At 68.9% G+C, this 25,793-nt stretch carries 26 protein-coding genes; 8 read left to right on the top strand and 18 right to left on the bottom strand.

What is annotated here, in order from left to right; translation table 11 throughout:
* The 6 genes from AC3RX0_RS12605 to AC3RX0_RS12580 all read right to left on the bottom strand — a co-directional run.
* On the bottom strand, positions 1-1,281 hold a 1,281-nt coding region (locus AC3RX0_RS12605; RefSeq protein WP_491506325.1), incomplete at its 3' end, for a dihydroxyacetone kinase family protein.
* Positions 1,282-1,381: 100 nt separating this feature from the next.
* Complete coding sequence (locus AC3RX0_RS12600; protein WP_491506324.1) at positions 1,382-2,395, bottom strand: D-ribose ABC transporter substrate-binding protein; 1,014 nt, start codon at positions 2,393-2,395, stop codon at positions 1,382-1,384.
* Positions 2,396-2,440: 45 nt separating this feature from the next.
* The gene (locus AC3RX0_RS12595) at positions 2,441-3,559 is read right to left on the bottom strand and encodes an ABC transporter permease (RefSeq protein ID WP_491506323.1); all 1,119 of its coding nucleotides are present in this window, start codon (positions 3,557-3,559) and stop codon (positions 2,441-2,443) included.
* A gap of 20 nt (positions 3,560-3,579) precedes the next feature.
* On the bottom strand, positions 3,580-5,112 hold the full coding sequence (locus AC3RX0_RS12590; RefSeq protein ID WP_491506322.1) for a sugar ABC transporter ATP-binding protein: 1,533 nt from the start codon (positions 5,110-5,112) through the stop codon (positions 3,580-3,582).
* Positions 5,113-5,116: 4 nt separating this feature from the next.
* Positions 5,117-5,785, bottom strand: a complete 669-nt coding sequence (locus tag AC3RX0_RS12585) for a DUF2291 family protein (protein WP_491506321.1) — start codon at positions 5,783-5,785, stop codon at positions 5,117-5,119.
* Positions 5,782-6,816 carry a zinc-dependent alcohol dehydrogenase family protein gene (locus tag AC3RX0_RS12580; protein WP_491506320.1) on the bottom strand — a complete coding sequence of 345 codons (1,035 nt, stop codon included), beginning with the start codon at positions 6,814-6,816 and terminating at the stop codon, positions 5,782-5,784. The genes AC3RX0_RS12585 and AC3RX0_RS12580 overlap by 4 nt, the downstream gene beginning before the upstream one ends.
* Before the next feature lie 233 nt (positions 6,817-7,049).
* Here AC3RX0_RS12580 and AC3RX0_RS12575 point away from each other — a divergent pair, with 233 nt between their 5' ends.
* Positions 7,050-8,078 carry an NAD(P)-dependent alcohol dehydrogenase gene (locus AC3RX0_RS12575; protein WP_491506319.1) on the top strand — a complete coding sequence of 343 codons (1,029 nt, stop codon included), beginning with the start codon at positions 7,050-7,052 and terminating at the stop codon, positions 8,076-8,078.
* 116 nt (positions 8,079-8,194) lie between these two features.
* Positions 8,195-8,560 carry a hypothetical protein gene (locus tag AC3RX0_RS12570; protein WP_491506318.1) on the top strand — a complete coding sequence of 122 codons (366 nt, stop codon included), beginning with the start codon at positions 8,195-8,197 and terminating at the stop codon, positions 8,558-8,560.
* 13 nt (positions 8,561-8,573) lie between these two features.
* Here AC3RX0_RS12570 and AC3RX0_RS12565 read toward each other — a convergent pair whose 3' ends face one another.
* The gene (locus AC3RX0_RS12565) at positions 8,574-8,888 is read right to left on the bottom strand and encodes a hypothetical protein (protein ID WP_491506317.1); all 315 of its coding nucleotides are present in this window, start codon (positions 8,886-8,888) and stop codon (positions 8,574-8,576) included.
* An 83-nt stretch (positions 8,889-8,971) separates the two neighbouring features.
* On the bottom strand, positions 8,972-9,265 hold the full coding sequence (locus AC3RX0_RS12560; protein WP_491506316.1) for a hypothetical protein: 294 nt from the start codon (positions 9,263-9,265) through the stop codon (positions 8,972-8,974).
* Between the two features lie 151 nt (positions 9,266-9,416).
* Here AC3RX0_RS12560 and AC3RX0_RS12555 point away from each other — a divergent pair, with 151 nt between their 5' ends.
* A complete protein-coding gene (locus AC3RX0_RS12555; RefSeq protein ID WP_491506315.1) occupies positions 9,417-10,121 on the top strand; it encodes an MgtC/SapB family protein in 705 nt (234 codons plus the stop codon).
* Positions 10,122-10,155: 34 nt separating this feature from the next.
* Here AC3RX0_RS12555 and hisD (AC3RX0_RS12550) read toward each other — a convergent pair whose 3' ends face one another.
* Positions 10,156-11,469, bottom strand: a complete 1,314-nt coding sequence (hisD, locus tag AC3RX0_RS12550) for a histidinol dehydrogenase (RefSeq protein ID WP_491506314.1) — start codon at positions 11,467-11,469, stop codon at positions 10,156-10,158.
* A gap of 79 nt (positions 11,470-11,548) precedes the next feature.
* Between hisD (AC3RX0_RS12550) and AC3RX0_RS12545 the strand changes: the two genes are divergently transcribed.
* Positions 11,549-12,475, top strand: coding sequence for a LysR family transcriptional regulator (locus tag AC3RX0_RS12545; protein WP_491506313.1), 927 nt, complete (start codon positions 11,549-11,551; stop codon positions 12,473-12,475).
* Between the two features lie 40 nt (positions 12,476-12,515).
* On the opposite strand, the gene AC3RX0_RS12540 is transcribed toward AC3RX0_RS12545, so the two are convergent.
* From AC3RX0_RS12540 to AC3RX0_RS12525, 4 genes are all read right to left on the bottom strand, one after another.
* Positions 12,516-13,346: a nitrilase-related carbon-nitrogen hydrolase gene (locus AC3RX0_RS12540; RefSeq protein ID WP_491506312.1), complete on the bottom strand. Its 831-nt coding sequence runs from the start codon at positions 13,344-13,346 to the stop codon at positions 12,516-12,518.
* Complete coding sequence (locus AC3RX0_RS12535) at positions 13,347-14,495, bottom strand: cupin domain-containing protein (RefSeq protein ID WP_491506311.1); 1,149 nt, start codon at positions 14,493-14,495, stop codon at positions 13,347-13,349.
* A 30-nt stretch (positions 14,496-14,525) separates the two neighbouring features.
* Positions 14,526-15,506: a nuclear transport factor 2 family protein gene (locus tag AC3RX0_RS12530; protein ID WP_491506310.1), complete on the bottom strand. Its 981-nt coding sequence runs from the start codon at positions 15,504-15,506 to the stop codon at positions 14,526-14,528.
* A 139-nt stretch (positions 15,507-15,645) separates the two neighbouring features.
* Positions 15,646-16,644, bottom strand: coding sequence for a LacI family DNA-binding transcriptional regulator (locus AC3RX0_RS12525; RefSeq protein ID WP_491506309.1), 999 nt, complete (start codon positions 16,642-16,644; stop codon positions 15,646-15,648).
* A gap of 102 nt (positions 16,645-16,746) precedes the next feature.
* Between AC3RX0_RS12525 and hisD (AC3RX0_RS12520) the strand changes: the two genes are divergently transcribed.
* Genes hisD (AC3RX0_RS12520) through AC3RX0_RS12510 form a run of 3 tightly spaced genes read left to right on the top strand, consistent with a single transcriptional unit; the run spans position 16,747 to position 19,573 of the window.
* Positions 16,747-18,072 (top strand): histidinol dehydrogenase, encoded by a 1,326-nt coding sequence (gene hisD, locus AC3RX0_RS12520; RefSeq protein ID WP_491506308.1) that lies wholly within the window; start codon positions 16,747-16,749, stop codon positions 18,070-18,072.
* Complete coding sequence (locus AC3RX0_RS12515) at positions 18,069-18,830, top strand: SDR family NAD(P)-dependent oxidoreductase (protein WP_491506307.1); 762 nt, start codon at positions 18,069-18,071, stop codon at positions 18,828-18,830. The genes hisD (AC3RX0_RS12520) and AC3RX0_RS12515 overlap by 4 nt, the downstream gene beginning before the upstream one ends.
* Positions 18,827-19,573, top strand: coding sequence for an HpcH/HpaI aldolase family protein (locus tag AC3RX0_RS12510; RefSeq protein ID WP_491506306.1), 747 nt, complete (start codon positions 18,827-18,829; stop codon positions 19,571-19,573). The genes AC3RX0_RS12515 and AC3RX0_RS12510 overlap by 4 nt, the downstream gene beginning before the upstream one ends.
* 17 nt (positions 19,574-19,590) lie before the next feature.
* Here the strand turns inward: AC3RX0_RS12510 and AC3RX0_RS12505 are convergent, their stop codons facing one another.
* From AC3RX0_RS12505 to AC3RX0_RS12485, 5 genes are all read right to left on the bottom strand, one after another.
* Entirely contained in the window at positions 19,591-20,262 is a 672-nt protein-coding gene (locus AC3RX0_RS12505) for an alpha/beta fold hydrolase (protein WP_491506305.1), read from the bottom strand.
* Between the two features lies 1 nt (position 20,263).
* A complete protein-coding gene (locus AC3RX0_RS12500) occupies positions 20,264-21,160 on the bottom strand; it encodes a carbohydrate ABC transporter permease (protein ID WP_491506304.1) in 897 nt (298 codons plus the stop codon).
* The gene (locus AC3RX0_RS12495) at positions 21,157-22,029 is read right to left on the bottom strand and encodes a carbohydrate ABC transporter permease (protein WP_491506303.1); all 873 of its coding nucleotides are present in this window, start codon (positions 22,027-22,029) and stop codon (positions 21,157-21,159) included. The genes AC3RX0_RS12500 and AC3RX0_RS12495 overlap by 4 nt, the downstream gene beginning before the upstream one ends.
* 73 nt (positions 22,030-22,102) lie before the next feature.
* On the bottom strand, positions 22,103-23,203 hold the full coding sequence (locus AC3RX0_RS12490; RefSeq protein ID WP_491506349.1) for an ABC transporter substrate-binding protein: 1,101 nt from the start codon (positions 23,201-23,203) through the stop codon (positions 22,103-22,105).
* Between the two features lie 389 nt (positions 23,204-23,592).
* A complete protein-coding gene (locus tag AC3RX0_RS12485) occupies positions 23,593-24,501 on the bottom strand; it encodes a LysR family transcriptional regulator (protein ID WP_491506302.1) in 909 nt (302 codons plus the stop codon).
* Positions 24,502-24,604: 103 nt separating this feature from the next.
* Between AC3RX0_RS12485 and AC3RX0_RS12480 the strand changes: the two genes are divergently transcribed.
* Entirely contained in the window at positions 24,605-25,642 is a 1,038-nt protein-coding gene (locus AC3RX0_RS12480) for a YeiH family protein (RefSeq protein WP_491506301.1), read from the top strand.
* Positions 25,643-25,793 lie beyond the last annotated feature (151 nt).

Here is a 25,793-nt window from a genome sequence, read left to right as displayed (position 1 = left end):
GTTCCTACCCGGTTTGCTCCGGCCCCCGCCGCCCCCCGACGCGGCATCGGTCGCGGCGGCGTCGGCCGCGTGCGCACCGCGCTGCATGCCGATGCCGTGGTCGCCGTCGCCGGCGATCGCGTCGAGCCTGCCGAGCTCGTCGACGTCGCGGTCGATCGCGGCGCGGATGGCGCTGAGGGCCGATGCCACGACCCGGCCGGCAGCGGCCGCGTCCGGCGGCGCCGCCGTGATCGCGGCGTCGTCGGCTGCGGCATCCTCGCCCGAGCCGGCGGGGCCGCTCACATGCTCCATCGCGCCCTTGCGATAGGCGGGCGTGTACGCGGGCGAGCGCCAGGCGCGTTCGAGCTCGTCGTCGAGCCACATCAGGGTGAGCGAGACGCCGGCCATCTCGAAGCTCGTCGCATACTCCCCCACCTCGGGGTCGACGATCGTGACCTCGGCGGCCTCGAGCGCGGCGGCGATCCCGCCGTACAGCACGAACAGCTCTTCGGACTTGACCGAGCCGAGCCCGTTGACGATCACGCCGACCCGGTCGGCGGCCTCCGGCCGCTCGTCGAGCAGCCGGTCGACCAGCAGCCGCGCGATGCCGTCGGCACCGGGCAGCGGCACGGTCTCGATGCCGGGCTCGCCGTGGATGCCCATGCCGATCGCCATCTGGCCGTGCGGCACGGTGAACAGCGGCTCGTCGGCGCCGGGCAGCGTGCAGCCCGAGAAGGCCACGCCGATCGACCGGGTGCGCTCGTTCGCACGGGCGGCGAGCGCCGTCACCTCGTCGAGCGTCATGCCCTGTTCGGCGGCCCAGCCCGCCACGCGGAACACCGTGAGATCCCCGGCGATGCCGCGCCGCCGGTCGCGTTCGTCCGGCCCGGCGCTGCACACGTCGTCGGTGACGCGCACGGTCTGGCACGGGATGCCCTCGGCGCGCAGCTGCTCCTGCGCCTGGTCGAAGTTCAGCGCGTCGCCGGCGTAGTTGCCGTAGGTGAGCAGGACGCCGGCGTCGCTGGCGACGGCGCGGGCGACGGCGTGCACCTGCTGCGCGCTGGGCGAGGCGAAGACGTTGCCCATCGCCGCACCGTGGGCGATGCCGGGGCCGACCAGGCCCGCGAACGCCGGGTAGTGCCCCGATCCCCCGCCGATCACGACGGCGACCGTGCCGGCGGGCGTGGCCGCCGCGCGGGCGACACCGCCGCGCACCCGCCGGACGAGGTCGCGATGGGCGGCGACGAAACCGTCCGCGGACTCGTCGGCGAAGTCCGCCGGATCGTTCAGTACGTAGCTCATGGAGTGCCTTCGGGGTTCGGGAGGAAAGAGGCCGGGGGCGGATGCGCGGGCACCCGCCCCCGGTCGGCCGAACGGGAGCGAACGGCCGTCTGCGGACCGGTCAGCCGCTGTAGGTGAAGGGACCGGTCATCTTGTCGACGTTGTCCTTCGTGATGAGGATGCAGTCGAAGGACTGCTTCTCCTGCGCCGGCTTCTTGCCGGTGCGGATGTACTCGTCGAGCTCCTGCACGGCCTTGGCCGCGAAGGTCGCGACCGGCTGCAGCACCGTGTAGGCCAGCTCTCCGGACTTGATGGCGTCGACCGCGTCGGGCGAGCCGTCGAAGCCGCCGACGACGATCCCGCCGCCCTTGGAGTCGGCAGACACCTTCTTGCCGGCCTGCTTGATCGCCGCGATCGCGCCGAGCGCCATCTCGTCGTTGCCCGCGATCACCGCGTTGATGTCGGGGTGGGCCTGCAGGATCGACTGCATCTTCTGCTGACCGAGCGCGCGGTCCCAGTTCGCGGTCTGCTGCGCGACCTTGACCCAGCCGGGGTACTGCGAGATCACGGTCTTGTAGCCGTTGGACCGGGTGGCGGCGTTGTTGTCGGAGGGCAGGCCGAACAGCTCGGCGTACTTGCCCTTCTGACCGGCGGCCTTGATCCACTGCTGCGCGCCCAGCGCCGCACCCTGCGCGTTGTTGGACACCAGCTGGCCCAGAGCCACGCCGAGCTGGTCGATCTCGGCGTTGACGAGGAAGACCGGGATCTTCTTCGCCATCGCGCGCTGGATGTTGCCGATCGAGCCCTGCGCGTTGGCGGGGTCGAGGATGATGCCGGCGGCGTGCTTGGCGATCGCGGTGTCGATGATCGTGGACTCGGTGTTCACGTCGCCCTTCGACGCCGCGACCGAGGCCGTGTAGCCGAGCTTCTGCGCTTCGGCCTGCGCGACGTTGCCCTCGGTGAGCCAGTACGGGTTCGACGGGTCGTTGACGACGATCTGGATGAAGCCGCCGGCCTTGCCGCCGGTGCCGGCGGAGCCGGACGGCTGACTGCCGCCCGAGCCGGCGCAGCCGCTCAGGCCCAGCACGGCCGTGATGCCGAGCGCCAGCGCTGCGACGATTGCTTTGCGGGACATTTCTCTTCCTTTTCTTCTCGGTGATTTCCGAATGTGTGGGATGCCTCAGCCGGCCTCTGTGGAGGCGACGGGCTCGGCGGTCTCGCCGTGACCGGCGGTGGCTGCCGGCGGCGGGGTCGGTGCGCCGTTCTTGCGGGCGCGACGGGAGCGGAGCTGGATGCTGTTCAGCAGGACCGCGAGGACGATGACGGCGCCGGTGAACACGGTCTGCACGTACGCCGAGATGCCGACGATCGTGAGCCCCGCCGCCAGGAACCCGATGACGAAGGCGCCCAGCAGCGTGCCGCGCACGTTGCCGGTGCCGCCGAACAGCGACGCACCGCCGATGACGACCGCGGCGATCGCCGTCAGCTCGTACGACGTGCCCTGCGTGGGTCCGGCGCTGGTCAGCTCGCTGGTCAGGATCACCCCGGCGATCGCCGCGCACACGCCCGCGATCACGTACGCGCGCACGCTGACCTTCTTCACCGGCACGCCCGACAGCTCGGCCGCGCGGCGGTTGCCGCCCTGCGCGTACAGCCACCGGCCGTATACGGTGCGGCTCAGCAGCAGGCTCGCGAGGATGCTGATCACGACCATGATCCAGATGCCGACGGGGATGCCGAGGATCGAGTTGAACCCGAGCCACGCGAATCCGGTGTTGCCGAGCTCGGGCTTGCCGCCGAGGTTGTTCACGGTCAGCCCGTTCGTGGTCAGGGCCGCGAGGCCGCGCACGACGTACATCGTGCCGAGCGTCGCCACGAACGGCGCCACGTTCAGCCGCGCAACCAGCACGCCGTTGAGCAGGCCCACCAGTGCGCCGGTGGCGACGGCCAGGACCACCACGACCCACACCGGCGGGTAGAGGATCACGTCGCCGATCGGGAAGCCCTGCAGGGCGAGGCCGGCGACCATGCCCGACAGGCCCAGGGTCGATCCGACCGACAGGTCGATGCCGCCGTCCATGATGACGATCAGCATGCCGATCGACAGGATCGCGTACACCGACACCTGCTGCGTCATCACGATGATGTTCGACAGAGTGGGGAACGACGTCGGCGCCAGGATGGTGAAGACGATGAAGATCGCCAGCAGCGCGAAGAACGCACGCCCTTCCAGCAGCACCGCCGTCCAGGTCAGCCCTTGAAAGGGGTGCCGACGTCGTGAGATGAGTTGCTCGACCATGTCTGTTCCTTCGATGCGGCTTACGCGGTCACCACGGCCTCGCCCGAGGCGGCCATGATCTGTTCCTTGGTGGCGGTGGGATCGAACTCGGCGACGATGCGCCCGCGCGCCATCACGAGCACGCGGTGGGCGATGCTCAGGCATTCGCCGACCTCGCTCGTCGAGTACACGACGGCCAGCCCGGTGTGCGCGCGCTGCGCGACCAGCCGGAAGACCTCGGCCTTCGCGCCGACGTCGATGCCGCGCGTCGGCTCGTCCAGCAGCAGCACCTTGGGCCCGGTCGAGACGATCTTGCCGATCACGACCTTCTGCTGGTTGCCGCCCGACAGCGACCCGATCATCGCGCCGCCGCCGTCGGTCTTCACACGCACGTCGTGGATGGCCTCGTCCACGTGCGCCCGCTCTTTGCGGCGCGAGACGAACAGGCCCTTCACGAACGTGCTGACGCTCGCCAGCGAGATGTTGCGGCCGACGCTCATGGTGGGCACGAGCCCGTCGCGCTGGCGGTCCTCGGGCACGAGGCCCAGGCCCGAGGCGAGCCGGTCGCGCAGGTGCAGCCGGGTGATCTCGCCCTTGCCCATGTGGATCGTGCCGCCCACGAGCGGCCGGCGGCCGGCGACGGCCTCGAGCAGCTCGGTGCGGCCGGCCCCCATCAGGCCGTAGATGCAGACGATCTCGCCCTCGCGCACCTGCAGCGACAGCCGGTCGACGAGCATGCGGTTGGGCTCCTTGGGGTCGGCGACGCTGACCCCCTGGATGTCGAGGGCCACCGGCCCGAACTCGTACCCGGTGGGCGGCGAGCCGAGGTCGAAGTGCTCGCCCACCATGTTGCGCACGATCCACTCCAGGTCGATGTCGGTGGCCAGGCCCCGCGCGGTGACCGCTCCGTCGCGCAGCACCACGGCATGGTCGGTGACCTGCAGCGCCTCTTCGAGATGGTGCGAGATGTAGACGATCGCGACGCCGTTGCGGGTGAGGTCGTCGATGACCCGGAACAGGATGTCGACCTCGTTGGCCGACAGCGCCGAGGTCGGCTCGTCCATGATCAGGATGCGCGAGTCGGCCAGCAGCGCCCGGGCGATCTCGACGAGCTGCTGCTCGCCCAGCCGCAGCTCGGACACCTTGACGTGCGGGTCGATGTTCAGCCCGAGCCCGGCGAGCGCCTCGCGGCTGCGCTTCTCCTGCTCGCGGTAGTCGACCGCCAGGCCCCGCCGCAGCTCACGGCCCATGAACAGGTTGTCGCGCACCGAGACGTTCGGCGAGAGGCTCAGCTCCTGATGGATGATCGAGATGCCGTGGTCGCGGGCGTCGTTGGTGTCGGAGAACGTGACCTCGGCCCCGTCGAGCAGGATCGTGCCCGACGTGGGCTGCTCAACGCCGGAGAGGATCTTCATGAGCGTCGACTTGCCGGCGCCGTTCTCGCCGAACAGCGTCGTGACGGTGCCCGGGTAGACGTCGAAGTTCACGCCCTTCAGGGCATGGATCCCGCCGTACGTCTTGACGATGTCCCGAGCCGACAGGACGGGCGCGTCGGAGGGCTGTGCAGCGCTCATCGGTTCACTTCCCCACGGTGATCCGCGACGGGGTCACGTTCCACTGCGCCGGGTTGATCAGCGTGAACGCCCCCTCGACGTCGATGGTCTTGCCCTTGAGCGTCGACGGATCGAGCTTGGCGAGGGCCTTCTTGAGCTGATCGTTGAGGGCGGCCCCGGCATCCTGGAACTGGATCTGGTTCTCGAAGTCGTTCAGCGTGACCTTTCCGGTGACGTCGCGCAGGTCGGTGCCGTTGATGGCGGGGCCGAGCTGCAGGCCCACCTTGATGTCGGAGGGCAGGCCGGCGACCGTGATCGGCGTGTAGCCGTCCGACGGCACGGTCCCGACGACGCCGGTGAACTTCACCGGGATGATGTAGGTCGCCCCGTCGGTGGTCTGCCCGTACTTCTTGCCGGCCGCCGTGGCGTCGGCCTTGGCGGCGGCGGCCAGCGTCGTCGCGTCGACGGCGTGCTGGGAGATGTAGGACTGGATCTTCGGGAACTGGCTGCGCCCATACTCGGCGGCGCTGAACTGGCCGGCGCCGGCCGCCTCGGACGAGCCCTTCTGGATGATCTTGGTGCTCAGGCCCATCGCGATCAGCAGCACCACGATCAGCCCGATCCAGATCAGGCGCTTCACGAGCGGGCGCATGCCCTTGCGCTTGACCGCGACGCTGGTGGTGACGGCGCTCATGGGATCAGCACCCGCGACTCGGTGTCGTTGGGCCGGATCTGCAGCTTGCGGCCCTCGCCGCGGCGGAACATCTCCAGCGCCTGCGTGTAGTCGTCCAGCGTGAACGAATGGCTGATCATCGCGGCGGCGTTGATCGCGCCGGCCTCGAACAGCTCGACGGCCCGCCCGAAGGAGTTGAGCACGGCCATCGTGCCGACGATGGAGATCTCGTCACGGTAGACGCGGAACGGCGAGTACTGCGCCGTTCGGTCGGCCGGCGCGACGCCGAAGTCCTGGAAGAACCCGGCGGGCTTGACACGGGTCAGCGCATCCTCGATCGCGCGGATGTTGCCGGTGCAGTCGATCACGACGTCCCACTTGGCGCGGTCGGCGTCGTCGGCGCTGGTGTAGCGGTACGCGATGCCGCACTCGGCGGCTGTCTTCAGCCGGTCTTCGTTGAGGTCGACGATCGTGACGGTCGCCGCGCCCGCGCGCGAGGCGAGCTGGGCCATGAGCAGGCCCATCGTGCCCGATCCGTAGACCAGGACGTGGTCGCCCAGGCGCCGGGGCAGCACGTCCCAGCCGCGGATCGCGCAAGCGAGCGGTTCGATGAGCGCCGCCTGGTAGAGGTCGGTGTCGGGCTTGAGCCGATAGACGTTGCGGGACGGAGCCGTGAAGAACTGCTGGGCCGCGCCGTCCGAGGCGACCACGCCCAGGCCGTTCCACTGCGGGCACAGGTTCTGGTGGCCGTTGAGGCAGAACTCGCACTCGCCGCAGGTGGTGCTCGGGTTGACTGCGACATGATCGCCGACCTTGAAGTCGAAGACCCCGTCGTTGACGCCCTCGCCCAGCGCGACGATCGTGCCTGTCGCCTCGTGCCCGGGGACGAGCGGGAACACCGTGCCCTCGAACTCGCCGTCGAACACGTGGGTGTCGGTGCCGCACATGCCCACGGCCGCCGTCTCGATCAGGATCTCTTTGTACCCGGGCTGTGGGGTGGGCCGCTCTTCCAGGGCGAACTCACCCTGGGCGGTGAAGACTGCTGCGCGCATGTGTGCTCCCGTTCGCGGTACGACCATCGCGCGTGCGCCCGGAGGGCCGGGCCGTCGACCCGCGGCTGCGCGGGGCGAGCGGTCATCGGTGGTCGTTCACCTCGTGTTATTTTTCCTGTGATCTTGTCACACGATCACGTTAGATACACCATAAGAACGAGGGCGTGCGGATGTCAACATGTTTTGTGCGTCGACCGCCCCGCCCGTATGACCCTTTCGGAGAGGAAGCGACGATGCCCATCCCGCACACCATGCGAGCCGCCGTGCTGACCGGCCCCGGCCGCATCCGGCTCGAAGAGCGCCCCGTGCCCGTGCCCGACCCCGACGAGGTGCTCGTACGGGTCACCGCCGTCGGCGTGTGCGGCTCGGACGTGCACTTCTACAAAGAAGGGCGCCTCGGCGACTGGGCCGTGACCGAGCCGCTCGTGCTCGGGCACGAGTCCGGGGGCGTGATCGTCGCCGCAGGGTCCGACGTCGACGCCGGCCGCATCGGGGAACGCGTCTCGATCGAGCCCCAGCATCCCTCGACGTCGTCGGCCGAGACGCTGCGCGGCGACTACAACCTCGACCCGCAGATGCGCTTCTACGCGGTGCCCGGCACCGACGGTGCGTTCCAGGAGTTCGTGACCATCCAGAGCCACTTCGCCCACCGCGTGCCCGAGAGCGTGAGCGACCACGCCGCCGCCCTGCTCGAGCCGCTGTCGGTCGCCATCGCCGCCGGACGCAAAGCCGGGTTCGAGGTCGGGTCGCGGGTGCTGGTCACCGGCGCGGGCCCGGTCGGCCTGGCCGTCGCGCAGGTGGCGCGCGCCGCGGGCGCTGCCGAGGTGATCGTGACCGACATCAGCGCCGAGCGGCGCGGGGCCGCCGTGCGGTTCGGCGCGACGAGCGCGCTCGACCCCGTCGCCGAGGCGGACGCGATCGCCACCGCGGACGTCGACGCGTTCGTGGATGCCTCGGGGGCGGCCGCCGCCGTGCGGGCGGGCATCGACGCCCTGCGTCCGGCCGGACGCGCCGTGCTCGTCGGGATGGGGCTGGCCGAGCTGCCGCTGCCGGTGACGCGCATCCAGAACCGCGAGCTGGTCGTGACCGGCGTCTTCCGGTACGCGAACACGTGGCCCGCCGCGATCGCCCTGGCCGCGAGCGGACGAGTCGACCTCGACGCGATGGTCACCGGGACGTTCGGGCTCGACGCCGTGCAGCAGGCGCTCGAGTCGACGACCGCGGCCGGCACGATCAAGAGCGTGGTCGAGCCGCAGCACTGAGGAACGCGCAGGCGCCGGCCCGTGTGCGGGGATGATAGTCCCGCACACGGGCCGGCGTCATCCCCCTGCCGGCGAGGCGGCGCGCTGCACTGGAATCGAGGGTGGAAAGGACCACCATGAACGATGCCAGCTTCTTCGAGTCGCGCGAGGCGAATGTGCCCAGGCGCCGCGACGGCTCCGACCTTGAGAACGACCCCGACATCGACACCGAGCTCGACGATGACGATCTCGACGATGACGATCTGATCGACACCGGGCCCGCGGCGGGGCTCGACGCGGGACTCGACGACGGGGCCGATTCCGACCTCGACGACTACGGCGACGACGACGGCGAGGTGGACGACGGCGACAACCCCATGCCGGCGAGCGAGAGTCTGCCGGACGGGCAGTTCGACGACCAGGACATGTCGACGACCGACGGCGAGCCGGCCGACACGGACCCGATGGCCGAGCCGATCCCGCCCGACGCGCCGCCGCGCTGAACGCACGCGCTGGTCAGCGCTGGTCCATGCGCTGCAGACCGCGCCGGGCGCCGAGCCGCGTGCGCACGCGCCGGGCGAGACGGCCCGCGCGATCGCGCAGCAGCCAGACGACGGCGAGCGCGAACAGGACCACGGGCACGGCCTCGGGTGTCAGCAGCAGCCCGCCGAGGACCACTTCGAGCACCTCGAAGCCGACGAGTGCGCCGGCGGCGAGGAACATCCAGGTGCCGAACCGCCACAGCGGTGCGGAAAGGTGCGCGATGCGACGCCGGATGAGCCGGACGCGCAGGCGCGCAAGACGGACGGGACGGGAGTGCAGAACAGACATGGGAGGGCCTTCGATCGAGGCGGGCAGAGGGCATCTGCCGCCGCGCGCACGTCGGGTCCCGGCGCCGGAACGATGAAGGCGGGTCAGACGAGGGCGAGGCGGCCGAGCCGTCCGCCGGGCGCACGCGGGCCGCGGCCGCCGCGCGGGCGGTGCGCTGTTCGATCGAACGCCGCCACGACCCAGATCGGGCCGGACGCGGCATCCGGACCATGCGCAAGGCGCAGCATGCGCAACGCGACCGCCAGCACTGCTGCGGCGATCATGCCCACAACGGCCATTGCGAGCAGCGTCGCGACGAGCACCAGCACCGAGGACGAGTGCACCTCGAGCCACGCCCACGTCGACAGCGCGATCGCTGCCTGCGACAGGTGGTCCATGCGCGTTCTCGACTCACTGCGGTTCGGGATGCCTCGGTCCCGCCATTCTGTCACGCGCGTCTCGGTCGCGTACGGCGTGGGCGGACGCCGCCGCCGCGGTGCCGGTCACGGCCCCCTGGTCGCGGCCGCTGCGCCCGAGTAGGTTCACGTCATGCAGTCGCTGCTCGTCTTCGAGGGACAGGGATGGCCGCAGATCCTGGATCTGCTGCTCGCGTTCGCGCTCAGCTCACTGATCGGGCTGGAGCGGCAGCTGCGCCACCACAGCGCGGGGCTGCGCACCCAGGCGATCGTCGGCACGGCGTCGGCCCTGTTCGTGCTGGTGAGCAAATACGGCTTCTTCGACGTGCTCGGCGCACACGTCGGCCTCGACCCCTCGCGTGTGGCCGCCCAGGTCGTGACCGGGATCGGCTTTCTCGGCGCCGGTCTGATCCTGACCCGCAATGGTGCCGTGCGGGGGCTGACCACGGCGGCCTCGGTGTGGGAGACCGCCGCGATCGGCATGGCGGCCGGTGCGGGACTCTGGCTGCTGGCGGTCGTGGTCACCGCATTGCACTTCGTGATCACGTTCGGCTATTCGGCGATCGCCAGGCGCCTGTCGGGCGGACACGAGCGGCAGGCGCAGATCCGGGTGGTCTACGCGTCCCGGCAGGGCGCACTGGGCACGATCCTGTCGGCGATCACTGAGAACGGATGGGTCGTGCAGCACGCCGAGCCGCACCCCGACGAGGAGTCGGGCACCTCGTCGGTGCTGCTCGAGCTCGAAGGCTCGGGTGAGCCCGCGCCGCTTCTGGCCCGGCTGGCCGGGATCGACGGCGTGCGCGACGTGCAGCTCTACGGCGAGAACGACCTGGAGTGAGCGGGGGCGAGTCGACTCTCGCCCCCGCTCCGCGTCACGCGAATCGGGCCAGGCGCTTGGTGGCGGTGGCGCTGTGCGCGGCCATCCCCTCCGAGTCGGCGATCACCTGCACGGCGTCGGCCAACTCCGGCGTCGCCTGCTGCGCCACGCGCTGGTAGGTGAGCGGCTTGAGGAAGCGCGAGACGGACAATCCGGCACTGTGCTTCGCGCCTCCGGCGGTCGGCAGGACGTGGTTCGTGCCCGCCATGCCCTTGTCGGAATAGGCGACGGTGCTCCATGAGCCGAGGAACAACGACCCATAGTTGCGCAGCCGCTCGTGATACCACTCGTCGTCCGCCGTGATGATCTCCAGGTGCTCCGGCGCGAGGTCGTCCATGAGCTGTACCGCCGTCTCGCGGTCCTTCGCGACGGTGACCGACCCGTGATCGCGCCAGGCCGGACCGGCGATCGGCTCGGTGGACAGTGTGCCGAGCTGGCTCTCGATCTCGCCGATCACGGCGCGACCGTGCGCCTCGGACGTTGTGATCAGCGCCGCCGGAGACGTGGGGCCGTGCTCGGCCTGGCCGAGCAGGTCCGCGGCCACGATCTCGGGGTCGGCGGTGTCGTCCGAGATCACAGCGACCTCGGACGGTCCGGCCAGCAAGTCGATGGCGACGGTGCCGAACAGCTGTCTCTTCGCCTCGGCGACGAAAGCGTTGCCCGCACCCACGAGCATGTCGATCGGCAGATCGCCGAGCAATCCGAACGACATCGCGGCGAGCGCCTGCACTCCGCCGAGGACGAAGACCCGATCCACGCCGGAAAGATGCGCCGCGTAGACGACGGCGTCGTTCGCGCCGCCGTCCGGCTGGGGCGGCGTGCACGCGACGACCGTGGGAACGCCCGCGACCTTCGCGACCCCGACGGTCATGAACGCACTGGCCGTCAGAGGAAAGCGCCCTGCCGGCAGATACGCGCCGACACGGGAGACGGGGATGTAGCGCGCTCCGGTGATGAGACCGGGGACCAACTCGGTCTCGAAATCCTCGAGATGCGCGCGCTGGGCCGCGGCGAAGGCCTTCGTGCGCTCCGAGCCGAGTTCGATCGCAGCGCGCAAACGAGGATCGAGCCGGTCGCCGCTGGTGGCGATCTGCTTCGCCGACAGTTCGATGTCACCACCCTCGTAGTGGTCCAGCCGGCGGGCGTAGTCGAGCACTGCATCCATGCCGCGGGTCTGGATGTCGCCGAGCATCCGGGTCACCGTCTCGATGACGGCGGGATCGCGTTGGGCTGCGGGAGCGTCGATGGGGGTCTTCAGGTGGCGGAACGAGCCCTCGAGTCGCTCCAGCACGGCGGGTGTGAATCTCATAGCGGCACGGTAGGCGCAAACGGGATGCCGACACAAGCCTATATATACTTATCCATTCCACAGGGTTTACCATTGAGTAGTGACGATTGCGCAGCTGAAGGCGTTCCTCGCAGCGCTGAGCCTCGGCTCCTTCACCGCAGCAGCGGAAGAGCTGGACATGACTCAGGCGTCGGTCTCGGAACTCGTCGCCCGCCTGGAGCGCGAACTGGGAGCGCCGCTGTTCACGCGCGGCGGACGGCGGCTGGTGCCCACGGAGTCCGCACGGGCGCTGCGGCCCCACGCCGAACGGGCGATGGTGGCGATCCGCAGCGGGCTCGACAGCGTCCATGCCGTGAGTTCACTCGAGACCGGCACCTGCACGTTCGGCGTGCTGCGCAACGCGGCATACTACGACCTCTCCGATCTCGTGCAGCGCTTCCACCGACGGCACCCGAAGGTCAAGATCCGCCTTGTCGGCCTGAACTCCGCGCTGGTGGCCGGATCGGTGGCGTCCGGTGAGATCGAGGCCGGTCTGGTCGTGCTCCCGATCGAGGAGGAGGGACTGCACATCGAGCCGCTGTTCCGCGACGAGGTGTTGTATGCGTCCGCGCGTCGTGCCACCTCGGCGGGGCCGGTCGCGCTCGAGGAGCTGTGCGCCGCCAAGCTCGTGCTCTACGACGCCTATGCGGGCTGGCGAGATCCCACCCGACGGCAGCTGCAAGAGCGGGCGCGTCTGCACGGCCTGACACTCGAACCCGCCATCGAGGTCGAGCACGTGGAGACAGCGCTGACGCTGGCTGCTACAGGTGCCGCCGATACGATCGTGTCGCGCACCATCGCGGATTCCCCCGGGTTCCCGCCGGGCATCGATCTGGCGCCCTTCGCCGAGCCCCTGTACGACACGATCGCACTCGTGCGGCGCGAGGGCGCATATCTCTCACCTGCGACGGCACGCCTGGCCGAGCTGGCCCGCAAGACCCTGCTCGCCAAGCTCGCCGATCACGCCGGACGAGCACGGGTGCCCTGACACGGTCCATCCGATCATCGGCGTGCAGTGCCACTGCCGATCAATACAGCTCCGGGCGACGGTCCGCGAACAGATCGTTGTACGGGGGCACCGACTTGTCATCGGGATGTCGCAGTGTCAGCGAGGCCGCCGCTCCCGTCGACGAGGAATCGGCCACCCATCCGTCTTCGGATATGACGCACGAACCGCCGGTCCATGGCATCCCTCGTTCGACACCTCGTCGATCGGCGACGACCGTCGCGAGTCGCGAACTGCGCGCCGCCGCCATCGCCTGGATCGTCTCCGGCGGATGCTCGCGAGCCGGCCGTGACACGCGCGGCCAGTTCACCGGCACCGCCAGCAGTTGCGCGCCGCCCAGCGCGAGGCGCCGGGGCACCTCGGGGAACTCGTTGTCGTAGCAGATCGCCACACCCAGCGTTCCGATGGGGGTGTGCACCAGCGTTCCCGCCTCAGCCCCCGGGTCGAACATCTCCGTCTCGATCCCCCAGAGGTGTGCCTTGCGGTAGTCTGCCAGCCGCTCGGCGCGAGTGAGCACAGCGGCGCTGCTCCACAGCCCGCTCCGCTCGCGCTCGGCGTACCCGATCACGGCGACCGCTCCCGGCGGCAGAACGGATGCCACGGCTGCCCACCGGGGGTCCTCCCGTGACATCGCGGCCGACCTCGCTTCGTCCCGATCACGGAAGACGTAGCCGGACGTGGCCAGTTCCGGCGCGACGACCAGTCGCGCTCCCGCAGCGACCGCTGCGCGCACCGCCTCGACGATGCGGCGGAGATTGCCCTCGACATCGCCCAGCACGATCCGCGGCGAGACAGCGGCGACCCGCAGCCGGACCGGCGCCGGCCGCGGGCCGCCTTCGACGATGCGAGACAATCAGTCGTCCTCAGTGGCGGTCACCATGACCCCCACCGGTGCCAGATAGCCGTTGGGATCGAGCATCCAGTCGGCCTTACGCGCAGCCTCGACCACCTCGGGCGCCCACTCGATGTAGACGCGGTCGTCGCCTTCGTTGATGACGAGCAGATCGCCGGCGCCCTCCTGGCCGCCCTCGACACAGCGGAACGAACGCCAGGCCCCCTGCGGCACCGAGAACGAATCCGCCGGCCCCAGGGTGACGGTGGCGGCCTCGTCGCCATTGAGCTGGACCTCCCAGGTGCCCGAGGCGACCAGGACGGCCTGCGCCCGGTGATGACGGTGGCGCAGCATCCCTTCACCGGGCTGCGCACGCAGCCACGCGAGGTTGAACGAGTGCGGCTCGTGGATCGGCGGCACCTGGCGTCGATCTTCGCTCATGCCGTAGCCGATCACGAGCGCAAGGCGAGCGCGCCCGCCCTCGACGCTGTTGCACAGCAGAGCGTTGTCGCGGTACACGCGGTCGCCCGGCTGCACGACGCGGCTTCGCATCTCTTCGACGCTGTAGACGGTGAGTTCATCGATGTACTTCTGCGCCATCGGGGTGATGAGCGCGACATCGTCGGGCACCACGTCTCCCGCGACCGTGTCGATGAGCTTGTTGTCGGCGGTCAGGCGCAGGCCATAGCCCTCGGCCTCCCGAAGCACGGAGGGACCCCAGATGATGCCGCCGTTGTCGTCGCGGCCGAGCACCGTGTACAGCACGCCATCGTCCGGGCCCTCGTTCGTGAAACCCCGGAACACCCAGGTGGGGATGGAGACGATGTCGCCATCGTTGCTGACGTATTCGCCCTGGGTGCCGTCCACGCCCCAGCGCAGGCGGAACCGGCCGCCCAGGTTCACGAAGACCTCGGCCGTGAAATGCAGATGGAGGTTGTTGGAGATGCCCTGCGGCATGCCTGCGGCTCCGGTCTGGAAGCCGTGCTTCTCCTCGAGGTTGACGAACTGGTCCGCACTCTGCGAGACGCCTGCCCCGATGAACGAGAAGTTCTCCTTCTGGTCGGATCCGGGCGTGCGGCAGTCGATGAAGGCGGCCTTGCACGCGACCCAATCGTCGCGATGGATCGTCCGCCGCGTGATCTCCGCGCTGTTGACGATGACGTCACTCATTGTTCTCTCTTTTCCTGTGTTCACGAGTGGTCAGTAGATGTTCGATGAGACGACCGGTTCGTCGCCCCGGCCGCCGGCGATCTGGGCACGTAGGGCGATGTCGTCCCACAGCCGCACTTCCTTGACGATCGCCCCCTGATGCAGCGTGAACTGCGAGATGCCGAGCACGTCCACCGGCTTGCCGGTGAGCGGTCCGTAGTTCGGCTTGCCGTCGTACACGCCGACGAACTTCCACAGGACCGCGATGCGCAGCCCCGCGTAGCGCACGTCGTAGTTGGTCTGGATATCGCGGATCTCGAACTGCCCTGCCGGGAACGACTCCAGAAAGCGCAGCAGCGCGCGGCGATAGCCCTCGGGACGGATGACGAGCCGATTGCCGACCGTGAGCAGGACAAGGTCGCGCTGGAAGAACTTCTCGACCTTCTGCAGATCGCGCTCGTTCCACACCGTCTGGATCATCTCCAGCACCGTTTCCACTTCGGGTCGATAGACGTCGGGCCGCGCGCCGGAGTCGCCGGACGTGAGCGGATCGGCGGGAGCTGCTTCGGTCCACGAGCCGCTGTATCCGCGGAAGGCCTGCCGACGGGCGACGTCGTCGGGGTCCAGGCCTCGCGCGAGCACCCCTGCGAGCGCATCGCGCACCACCCATTCCTCCACCATCCGTCCGCGACGGTAGAGGCAGTTCGCGATCGTGCGGGAGTACTCGGATGTCTGGAGGTGACCCGACAGCACGAGGTGCGAACTGAGGAACGCGTCGCCGCCGCGCGCCTCCCAGATCACGTCTTCGGCCTGACCGGTGCGGTCAGGCGTGTCGGAGATGCGCATCAGCGTGCCCTCGATGACTTCGTCACGGGTGGTCGAGGTGCCGTAGGCGCCGTGCACGATCGAGTCGGGCTCGTAGTTCTCGCGGATGTAGCTGATCGCACGATCGACCCAGATCAGGTCGGTCACTTCGCGGATGAAGTCGTCGGGGTCCGCATACGGCTTGTAGGCCACGGGGTCGAGAGGCACAGCGTCGCTCCTTCACATCGGGATCTGCAAGCGATCTCGCCCATCGAGTCGCTCTCCTCCGCAGTGTATGCGTATGCACAATGTGAATGCAAGAGGTTCCCACAGCGGCGCCGACGAACACGACGCGCGACCCCGACGTTCAGTGCGCAGCGACGGCCAGCGTGCTGCGCTGCACGAAAGCGGTCGGGAACACCACGCGCCGAACCTCGGCGCCGGGCTGCTCGACCCGTCGCACGACAAGCTGCGCGGCCTCGTCGATCATCCGGACATAGTCATAGGCGATCGTGGACAGCCTGATGATCTCCCAGGACGCGCCCGGCAGATCGTCGAAGCCGATGACCGAAACCTGGCCGGGCACGGCGACGCCTTGGGCGCGTGCGGCGTTCAGCGCCCCGTACGCCACCACGTCGTTCCCACAGAATACGAGCGTGGGCGGCAGTGCGCTTCGCAGCAGATCCATCATCGCCTCGTGCCCGGTGTCGGAGTCGAACGGGCCGCGTCGGATCAGGTCGTCCTCGAGCTCCAGGCCGTACGCGGCGAGCTCGTGGCGCAGAGCGCTCTCGCGCCCGATCCCGGTGCTCGTGTCTGCCGGACCAAGGATCGCGCCGATGCGCCGATGCCCGAACTCCACAGCCGACGCCACGGCCTCGCGGAAGCCCTGCACCGGATCGACGACCGTCGCGTCCGCGTCGACGAGGGACGCCGTGCGGTTGAAATACACGAAGGGGATGCCCCGGTCGCGCAATCGCAAGGGGTTCACGGAGTTCACCGTCGTGGTCGTGAGGATGACCCCGTCGAGCCCATCGGAGAGGATGCGCTCGGCGATCGTCTCGTCAGACCCGGTATCCGTGTGCAGCATCAGCCGGTAGCCGAGGCGGTCCAGAGCCCGGTGCGCCGGAGCGATGATCTGCCAATAGAACTGGTTGTCGAGATCGGTGACCAGCATCCCGATCCGCCGGGTGCGGCCAGACGAGAGCGCACGACCCGCCTCGCTCGGGACATACCCCAGCAGACCCGCCGCATCGCGCACGCGCCGCTTGGTCTCCTCCGAGACCCGTGGATCGTCCCGCAAGGCGCGCGAGACCGTCGGCTGCGATACACCCGCCAGCCGAGCGACATCGTGGCTGGTCACGCCCATCCGCCGCCCCCCTCTCTGCGATTGCCCGCAGTCTAGCGATCCTTGACAGTCGATGCATACGGAGTCACACTTGCAACATACGTATGCACGAAAGGATGCCCCATGGCCGAATTCCTGAAGAGCGCGGCGACGCGCTCGTTCACCGACACCACGCACGCCGACATCGCTGCCACCGTGGACGGCATCGTCGCCGACATCCGCCGGACCGGCGACGACGCGGTGCGGCGTTACTCCGAGGAATTCGACCACTGGTCGCCCTCGTCTTTCCGGCTCGACGACGAGCAGATCGCAGAGATCATGGCCACGCTCGACCAGCAGGTGATCGACGACATCGAGTTCGTGCAGAAGCAGGTCCGCGAGTTCGCACAGGCGCAGCGCGATTCGCTCGTCGACCTCGAGGTGGAGACGCTGCCCGGCGTGCACCTCGGTCAGAAGCACGTGCCGATCCAGGCGGTCGGTGCGTATATCCCGGGCGGCAAGTACCCGCTCACCGCTTCTGCCCACATGACGATCATCACCGCCAAAGTCGCTGGCGTTCCACGTGTCATCGCCTGCACGCCCCCGATCCACGGCGAGATCCCCGCCGCGACCATCGCCGCCATGAAACTCGCCGGCGCCGACGAGATCTACCTGCTCGGCGGCGTGCAGGCGGTCGCGGCCATGGCGGTCGGCACCCAGACGATCGCTCCCGTGAACATGATCGCCGGCCCGGGCAACCCGTACGTCGCCGAAGCCAAGCGTCAGCTGTTCGGCGAGGTGGGCATCGACCTGTTCGCCGGGCCGACCGAGATCCTCATCGTCGCAGACGACTCGGCCGACCCGTTCCTGGTTGCGGTCGATCTGCTCTCCCAGGCCGAGCACGGCCCCGAATCACCCGCCATTCTCATCACGACATCACGAACGGTCGGCGAACAGGTCGAAGCGCATATCCGGCGGCTGCTTCCCGATCTGCCCACGAAGGACTACGCGGAGGTCGCGTGGCGCGACTGGGGGCAGATCATCATCGCCGACGACCTCGACGAGGCGTATGCGCTGGCGGACGGCTTCGCTTCGGAGCATGTGCAGATCTTCACGGCCGCCCCGCGCGAGGCGCTCGAGAAGATGCACGCGTACGGAGCGCTGTTCCTCGGCGAGAAGACGTGCGTGTCATACGGCGACAAGGTGATCGGCACCAACCATGTGCTGCCCACGCTGGGCGCAGCACGCTACACCGGCGGGCTCTGGGTCGGCAAGTACCTGCGCACGGTGACCTACCAGGAGATCACGGATGCCACGTCCTCGGCGTTCCTCGGCGACGTGCTCGGACGCGCTGCGCGCGTCGAGCGGTTCGAGGGGCACGCCCGCTCCGGCGACGCCCGGGTATGGCAGCACACGGGACGCGCCTTCGCCTGGATCGACACCGCCTTCGACTCGGCAGCGGCGTCGTGACCGGGGCGCTCGCCGGTCGCACTGCCGTCGTGACCGGCGGCGGCAGCGGCCTGGGTGCGGCCATCGCGCGCGCACTGCACGCCGAAGGCGCCCACGTGGTCGTGACCGGCCGTGATCGGCCAAGGCTCGACGCCCTGGTCGCGGAACTCGGCGATCGTGCGACCGCGTGCCGATGCGACGTCGCCGACGAGGCGTCCGTCGACGCCCTCCGGCAGCAGCTCGAGCAGCGCGAGATCTCGATCCTGATCAACAACGCCGGCGTCCCGGGACCGGTCGCATCCTTGACCGACATCAGCGTCTCGGAATGGGACGACGTCTTCGATGTGAACGTCCGAGGCACGTTCCTGATGTGTCGCGCGTTCCTGCCCGGCATGGTGGCACGCGGCACGGGCGACGTGATCAACGTCGCGTCGGTGTCGGGCAAGCGCCCGCTCCCGCACCGCACACCGTACTGCGCGTCGAAGATGGCTGTGATCGGGCTCACCTCGACCCTCGCGTTCGAGGTCGGCGCCGCGGGAGTGTCGGTGAACACCCTCTCGCCCGGTCCCGTGCACGGACCGCGCATGGAGCGCAACTTCCGACTCGAAGCGCAGAGGTCGGGCGGTACCGTCGCCGAGGCGGAGGAAGCGTTCGTCTCACGTGCGGCCCTCGCGCGCATGATCACCGAGGACGAGGTGGGCGCCGCCGTGATCGCCATGCTGCGCATGCCCGGCCTCTGCGGGGCCGACATCGATCTTTCGGCAGGAATGGTCGCATGAACGAGTCGTCACTGCGCAGCCGTGCACGCGCGGGCGAGCACCTGATCGGTGCGCTGCTGCGCATGCCCGCAGAGGAGCTGGTCGAGATGGCGGCCCTCGCCGGCCTCGACTTCATCCTCGTCGACTGCGAGCACGGCCCCGCCGATGTGACGGCGCTGCGCCAGCACATCGCCGTCGCCCAGACCCATGGCGTGCCGACCCTGGTCCGCATCGGGGCCCGCGACGACGGCCTCGCCCTGCGCGCGCTCGATCAGGGGGCATCTGGGATCGTCGCCCCGCACATCGACTCCGTCACCGATGCGGAGCAGCTCATCGCCGCGACGCACTATCCCCCGCTGGGTCACCGCGGCTTCGCGACATACAGCCGGGCCGGCGACTTCGGCCGTGTTCCGGCCGACGAGCACCGCAGGCGCATGCTCGAGCACACCCTGGTCATCGGCATGATCGAATCGCCCACGGGGGTGGCGCAGATCGACGGCATCGCGGCAGTCGCGGGGCTCGACGGCGTCATGATCGGGCCGGCCGACCTGGCTGCGGCATCCGGCGCCCGCGATCTCGCGCTCGGCGAGGCCATCCGACGCGTGCACGTCTCCGCAGAGAGGGCGGGCCTGCTGCGGATGGACATCGTCTCGAGCACCGCGGCGGCCCGGGACGCGTTCGCCGACGGCGCGGGACTCGTCGTCTACAACCTCGCCCACACGCTCATGGAGCATCTGTCTCACCTGAGCTTCGAAGCGCGCTGAGCGGCTGCCCAGGACGGTCACTTCAGGTCGGAGCGCCAGGCTCGGATCACCTCGCCTGCGATCTCGGGATGTTCCATCGGCAGCAGGTGTCCGGCATCGACGGACACCAGCTGTGCGTCGGCGATCGCCTCGACGATCTCGGTGTGGAACGCGGGGGGACACAGCGCATCGCGGGTGCCCGAGATGACGAGGGTCGGCACGCGCAGCCGCGCCAGCGCCGGACGCAGGTCGGATCGCGTGACTTGGAGGCGCAGTTGCGCCGTCAGCTGCGCGGATCCGACGGCATCGCCCATGGCCAACACCCTGGCGGCGAGACGGCTCTGTGCGGGCGCGGTCACGAGCCGATCGAGGATCGATGCCTGCAGAGACCGTGCGGACGCACCCGCCTGCAGCCGCTGCTCCCACTCCCGCCATCCCGCGCGCTGAGCAGGGGTGGGCGCCTTTGCGTTGGTCGACATGACGCACAGCCCCGCCACTCGCCCGGGCGCCCGCACGGTCAGCGCCATCGCGACGATGCCGCCCAGCGACAGGCCCACGAGCACGAAGCGCTCCGGCAGCTGCTGCAACAGACGCCCGACCTGTGCCGTCATCGTCTGCTCGTCCAGTGCGACCGTGTCGCCTTCGAGGCCGCACCCCGACCAGAGATCCGCCGAGCAGTTCATGCCGGGCAGCAGGACGAGCGGCGCCATCTCAGCCCTTCACCGCGCCGTCGCTCAGACCGGCGACGAGGTACTTCTGGGCGATGAAGGCGATGATGAACACAGGGATCGTCAGCAGCATCGAGGCCGCACCGGCCTGCTGCAGCATCGGCAGCGTCTGGCCCAGCTGCGTGGCGATGAACACGGGCACGGTCTTGGACGACGTGTCGGTGAGCACCAGCGCCGTGAGGTACTCCTGGAACGCGAAGAGGAACACGAAGATGCCGGCGGTGAGGATGCCGGGACGCATGAGCGGGATCATGACCCGGCGCAGCATCCCGATCCGCGAACACCCGTCGATCATCGCCGCTTCGTCGAGTTCCCGCGGAATCTCAGCGAAGAAGTTGCGCAGCAGCCAGATCGAGAACGGCTGATTGATCGCCACGAGTGCGATCGCCAGCGAGAACGTCGTGTCATAGATGCCCAGTGCCTTGCTGATGTCGTACATCGGCAGCACCACCGCGAACCGTGGCAGCGCGCGGAAGATGAGGGCGAGCACGAGGAGCAGCGCCGACACGTATCCCGGAGATCGTGACAGTGCGTAGGCCGCGGGAATGCCGATCACGAGCGCGATCACCGTCGAGATCACCGCCACGACAAGCGTGTTGACGAGGTAGTCGGCGAAGTAGGTCGTCTGCCACAGATCCACGAACGCCTGCAGGGTCGGTTGATAGCCCCACAGGACAGGCGGGTTCGAGAACGCGACGTCGGTGGGTTTGGTGACCGAGAGCGCCATCCAGACGAAGGGGCTCAGCATGACGACGCACAGCAGCCCGAGCAGGACCCCGGTGACGACCGGAGGCCTGCCGGAGCGCCGGCGCTGCCTCGTCCCACGGACGTCACCCGTCGTGATCGCACGCGTAGAGAGGTCGATGCTGTCGAGGCTCATCGCACGACCTTCGCTTCCTTGAACATCCCGCGGATGAACGGGATGAGCATGATAAGAATCAGGATGATCGTCAGCACGTTGACCGCGCTGCCGAGGCCCAGCTGCTGCGCCCCGTCGGCGAAAGCGACCGTGTACACGTAGTACATGATCGATTCGTTGCCGATCAGCGCCGCCTGCGGCGACAACGGGATCAAGTTGTCGAACAATCGGACCACGTCCATGATCGAGATCAACGCGACGAACCCGAGCACTCCCCTGATCGTGGGGATGATCACCTGAAGATGCGTCTGCCACGTGTTCGCACCGTCGATGGTGGCGGCCTCGCGGAGTTCGCCCGGCACGCTCTGCAGACCGGCGAGAATGACGAGCATCGCGAACGGCAGCAGGAACCAGACCGTGTTCGCGATGACGAGGATCGCGTTGGGGACCTGGTCGGTGAACCACAGCACCTCAGTCCCGGTGAAGAACCCGATGAGGTGGTTCACCAGTCCGCCGAAGTTGTCGTCGAAGAGCCATGAGAAGGCCACCGCCCCCACGAGATTCGGCAGCACGTACGACACGAGCATGATCCCGAGGACCACGGGACGAGACTTCGTGAGCCGATTCACGCCGATGGCCACAAGGTATCCGAGCACCATGAGGATCACCGTCACGATCACCGTCACGGTGACCGTGAACACGACTGCCCGCACGAACCGGGGATCTGTCAACGCATCGATGAAGTTGGCCAGGCCGACGAACGTGCCGGGTGAGCCGTAGTGGACATTCTCGAAGCTCCACTGAATCGTGCGGATCAGCGGCAGGACGAGAAGCCCGCCCATGACGAGAAGACTCGGAAAGGTCAGCAGCCAGAACTCACGAGGCTTCATCTTCTACTCCTGTTGGCCGGCCGTGGCCCGGATGATCCGGGCCACGGCCGGGACGGTTGCACGAGTCGCCACCTCAGTGGGCGGACTCACCGGCCGATTGCATCTGGGCGAGTCCCGCGTCCACCGACAGCTTCCCGGCGAGGGTCTCGACGAGAACGGGACGGATCGCGTTCGTGACGGTCGCAAGGGTCGGAGACACGACGGGAGGCATCGTCCCCGCCATCGAGTCGTTCGCGGCCTGACCGTAGGGCGAGTTCTGCGCGGTCACCATCCCTGCACGGGCAGGGTAGGCCGCCGGCACCGAGGCCTTCGACGCCTTCTCGCTCACAGCCGAGGCCATCATCTGGAAGAGCATGTCGTGATCTAGTTTCGTGTTGAACGGGATGGACCAGCCGTCGATCGAAAGCCTGTCGTACAGATACTTCGCGCCGTCGGAGACCCGCGGCGGTGCGGCGAAAGCGAAGTCCTTGGACAGCTTGCTGTTCGTCGGGTTCGTGAGATCGCTCATCCGGCCGGAGAACATGATGGAGATCGCCGCGGTCCCGTTGTACATCTGCTGCTGCACCTTCGGCTGATCGAAGGTCGTCACCTGCGGATCCATGAAGGGCTTGAGGGCGATGAGTGCTTCCAATGCCGCCTTGGCCTCGGGGGTGTCGAGTGTCACCTTGCCGCTCTCGTCCACGAAATCGGCCCCGAGCGAGTTCATCGCCGCTTCGAAACTCGTGGTCACATCGGCGGTCGCCAGCCAGGGCAGTGCGATCGGGTACTTCATGTCGCCGGAGGCCTGGATCTTCTTGGCGTCGTCCATCATCTCGGCGAACGTCGTCGGCGGCTGCAGACCGAGCTTCTTGAAGATGTCGGAACGGTATGCCATCACATACATCTGGGCCTGCATGGGAAGGGCGTACAGCTTGCCGTCGTACGACATGCCCTTCCTCATGGACTCGCTGATGTCGTCGAGCTTGTACTCGGCGGCGTACTTCTTGAACAGATCATCGAGCGGTACGAGCTTCTTGTCGCTCGCGAAGCCGGGGATCACGAATCCATACGTCTCGAGGATGTCGTAGGTTCCGGTATCGCCGGCCAGGGTCGCGGTCGTCTTTGTGACCTGGCCGCCGAAGTCGATCGGGTCGTGCTTGACGGTGACGTCTCCCTTCGTACAACTCGAGACCATGGTGTCCGTGAACGGGTCGATGGCCGAAGAGTTGTATGCGAGGACATTCACCGTCGTCGCCTTCGACGGGGCTTTGTAATCGCACGTCACCTCGGTCGCGTTCGCGTTGCCGGTTCGGCTCCCCGCACCGCAGGCGGTGAGGGAGAGCACACCGACAACCGCGAGAGCGGCGAGGGCAAGGGTGCGGCTCTTGAGGGTTGACATGCTCCGAGGGTATACGTATGCAGGCCGAAGGTAAACCCCCATTTTTCAGCACAGCGCTAGTTTCTCAGTCGCACATTGGGCATGTCTATGAATACGATTACCTGCTACGTCACGTACGCTCCGTGCTCGCCTGGAGGCTGACCCAGTCTCGCATCCGACACGCCCCGGCAGGCTGCGGAATCGCGCTAGGAGGCCGCGATCTCGACGAGCAGCCGCGCGGCTCCGCGCAGATCCCGCGCGCCGCCGCGCCACAACGCCGTCAGCGGGCGGGTCACGGGCTCGCCCGCGATCGGCACCCGGCGAACGCGGCCGAGCACGACGTCGTCGGCGACCGCCAGCTCGCTGAGCACGGCCGGCGCGACACCCCCGGCCACTGCCGACAGCACCGCGACGGTCGTGCCCAGCTCGAGCGCCGGGTCGGCGGGCGGCGTGCCGAGCCGGCGCTGGACCGCCACCTCGTACGCGGACCGCGTGCCGCTCCCCCGCTCGCGCACCACGAGCGGCGTCGCGGCGAGCGCGGCCAGCGGCACCGAGCCCGCCCATTCGTGCCCGGGCGGCACGACCGCCACCAGGCGGTCGATCGCCACCGTGGTCGAACCCAGATCGGCCGGAACCGCGGGACTCTCGATGAAGCCGAGGTCGAGCGCCCCGTCGCGCACGAGCCGGACGATCTCGGCGCTGTTGCCCGACCGCAGGCGGACGGCCGTGGCATCCCGGCCCGCCGCCAGCTGCTGTTCGCGCAGCCGCAGCATCCAGCCCGGCAGCAGTCGCGCGGCGATCGTCTGGCTGCCGCCGACGGCCAGGGTGCGCTCGGGCGACGCATGCAGCAGGTCGAGCGCCGCGCCCATCCGCGCGGCCGCCGCGAGCACGTCGCGCGCCCACGCGACGACGGACTCGCCGTCCGCGGTGAGCCGCGCTCCCTGCGGCGAGCGCACGAACAGCTCGACGCCCATGAGCCGCTCGACCGATCGGATGCGGGTCGAGACCGCCTGCTGGGTGACGTGCAGCTCGCGCGCGGCCGCCGTCATGCTGCCGGTGCGGGCCACGGCATCCACCAGTTCCAGCCCGGCCAGCTCGGGCACCCGTCTGTGCATCGCTCTCCCCCGCATATGACCTGCACAGTCACAACCTGTGCTTGTGTCACCACAGGTTACCGCCGGGTTCCCCCACCGGCACGGCGTACGGAACCATGGAACAGTGCAGCTGAGCCCCGTCCCCACCCTCCATCGCCGCCTCGGTCTCCGCGCGCTCGACGTCTGGCCCGGCGTCGGCGTGTGCGTGCTGATCGCGATCGCCGCCACCCTGATCGGGCGCGTCGTTCCGATCCTCGGCGCGGCAGTGCCGGCGATCGTCATCGGCGTCGTGATCGCGCTCGTGCGCCGGCCGCACGAGCGGCTGCGGGCCGGCATCGCCTACAGCTCGAAGTTCCTGCTGCAGTGCGCGGTCGTGCTGCTCGGCGCGCAGCTGTCGCTGCTGGCGATCTTCCAGGTCGGCGTCGAGTCGCTGCCGGTGATGCTGTCGTCGCTGGCGGTCTGCCTGTTCGGCGCGTGGGCCATCGGTCGCGCGTTCGGCATCGAGCCGCGCCTGCGAACCCTGATCGGCGTCGGCACCGGGATCTGCGGGGCGTCGGCCATCGCCGCCGTCGCACCGGTGATCGGGGCGGCCAGCGCCGAGATCGCCTACGCCATCTCGACGATCTTCCTGTTCAACATCCTGGCCGTGGTGATCTTCCCGGCCATCGGCCACCTGCTGCAGATGGACCCGCACACGTTCGGCCTGTTCGCCGGCACCGCCGTCAACGACACCAGCTCGGTGGTCGCCACGGCCAGCGTCTTCAGCGCCGCGGCGCTGGGCTTCGCCGTCGTCGTCAAGCTCGTGCGCACGCTCATGATCATCCCGATCACGGTCACCCTGGCCATCGTCGAGGCGCGTCGCGACGCGGGCTCGGGCATGTCGGCGCGGCAGGTCGGCAAGCTCGTGCCGTGGTTCCTCATCGGCTTCCTCGTGGTCGCCGTGATCAATTCGCTCGGCGTGATCACGCCCGGACTGCAGGCCTTCCTCGTGCAGGCGAGCATCTTCTTGATCGCTGTGGCGCTCGCGGCCATCGGTCTGTCGACGGATGCCGCAGCCCTCCGCCGTGCAGGCCTGCGGCCCCTGCTGCTCGGCGCCGTGCTCTGGGTCTTGGTGGCGGCGACATCCGTGCTCGTGATCTGGGCGACCGGCGGCTTCCGCTGACCCCGCGCCCCGCCGGGGCTTCCCTCCCCCGCCGCCCCGGCCGCGGCATCCCATCCCCGTCCGTTGCACCATCCGCCCCTCGCCTGAAGCGAGGGGATCTCACGAAGCGAGGGCACGTGAAGGCGAATCCGCCCTCGTTTCATCAGATCCC

The sequence above is a fragment of the Microbacterium sp. W1-4-2 genome, assembly GCF_058349885.2.
Note: the sequence above shows the minus strand (reverse complement) of the source record. Positions and strands in the feature narration are given on the sequence as shown.

Bases quoted from the DNA above. Each gene is read 5' to 3' on its own strand.
- AC3RX0_RS12600 (WP_491506324.1), bottom strand. From the start codon at position 2,395: ATGTCCCGCAAAGCAATCGTCGCAGCGCTGGCGCTCGGCATCACGGCC.
- AC3RX0_RS12595 (WP_491506323.1), bottom strand. From the start codon at position 3,559: ATGGTCGAGCAACTCATCTCACGACGTCGGCACCCCTTTCAAGGGCTG.
- AC3RX0_RS12590 (WP_491506322.1), bottom strand. From the start codon at position 5,112: ATGAGCGCTGCACAGCCCTCCGACGCGCCCGTCCTGTCGGCTCGGGAC.
- AC3RX0_RS12585 (WP_491506321.1), bottom strand. From the start codon at position 5,785: ATGAGCGCCGTCACCACCAGCGTCGCGGTCAAGCGCAAGGGCATGCGC.
- AC3RX0_RS12580 (WP_491506320.1), bottom strand. From the start codon at position 6,816: ATGCGCGCAGCAGTCTTCACCGCCCAGGGTGAGTTCGCCCTGGAAGAG.
- AC3RX0_RS12575 (WP_491506319.1), top strand. From the start codon at position 7,050: ATGCCCATCCCGCACACCATGCGAGCCGCCGTGCTGACCGGCCCCGGC.
- AC3RX0_RS12570 (WP_491506318.1), top strand. From the start codon at position 8,195: ATGAACGATGCCAGCTTCTTCGAGTCGCGCGAGGCGAATGTGCCCAGG.
- AC3RX0_RS12565 (WP_491506317.1), bottom strand. From the start codon at position 8,888: ATGTCTGTTCTGCACTCCCGTCCCGTCCGTCTTGCGCGCCTGCGCGTC.
- AC3RX0_RS12560 (WP_491506316.1), bottom strand. From the start codon at position 9,265: ATGGACCACCTGTCGCAGGCAGCGATCGCGCTGTCGACGTGGGCGTGG.
- AC3RX0_RS12555 (WP_491506315.1), top strand. From the start codon at position 9,417: ATGCAGTCGCTGCTCGTCTTCGAGGGACAGGGATGGCCGCAGATCCTG.
- hisD (WP_491506314.1), bottom strand. From the start codon at position 11,469: ATGAGATTCACACCCGCCGTGCTGGAGCGACTCGAGGGCTCGTTCCGC.
- AC3RX0_RS12535 (WP_491506311.1), bottom strand. From the start codon at position 14,495: ATGAGTGACGTCATCGTCAACAGCGCGGAGATCACGCGGCGGACGATC.
- AC3RX0_RS12525 (WP_491506309.1), bottom strand. From the start codon at position 16,644: ATGGGCGTGACCAGCCACGATGTCGCTCGGCTGGCGGGTGTATCGCAG.
- hisD (WP_491506308.1), top strand. From the start codon at position 16,747: ATGGCCGAATTCCTGAAGAGCGCGGCGACGCGCTCGTTCACCGACACC.
- AC3RX0_RS12510 (WP_491506306.1), top strand. From the start codon at position 18,827: ATGAACGAGTCGTCACTGCGCAGCCGTGCACGCGCGGGCGAGCACCTG.
- AC3RX0_RS12505 (WP_491506305.1), bottom strand. From the start codon at position 20,262: ATGGCGCCGCTCGTCCTGCTGCCCGGCATGAACTGCTCGGCGGATCTC.
- AC3RX0_RS12500 (WP_491506304.1), bottom strand. From the start codon at position 21,160: ATGAGCCTCGACAGCATCGACCTCTCTACGCGTGCGATCACGACGGGT.
- AC3RX0_RS12495 (WP_491506303.1), bottom strand. From the start codon at position 22,029: ATGAAGCCTCGTGAGTTCTGGCTGCTGACCTTTCCGAGTCTTCTCGTC.
- AC3RX0_RS12490 (WP_491506349.1), bottom strand. From the start codon at position 23,203: ATGGTCTCGAGTTGTACGAAGGGAGACGTCACCGTCAAGCACGACCCG.
- AC3RX0_RS12485 (WP_491506302.1), bottom strand. From the start codon at position 24,501: ATGCACAGACGGGTGCCCGAGCTGGCCGGGCTGGAACTGGTGGATGCC.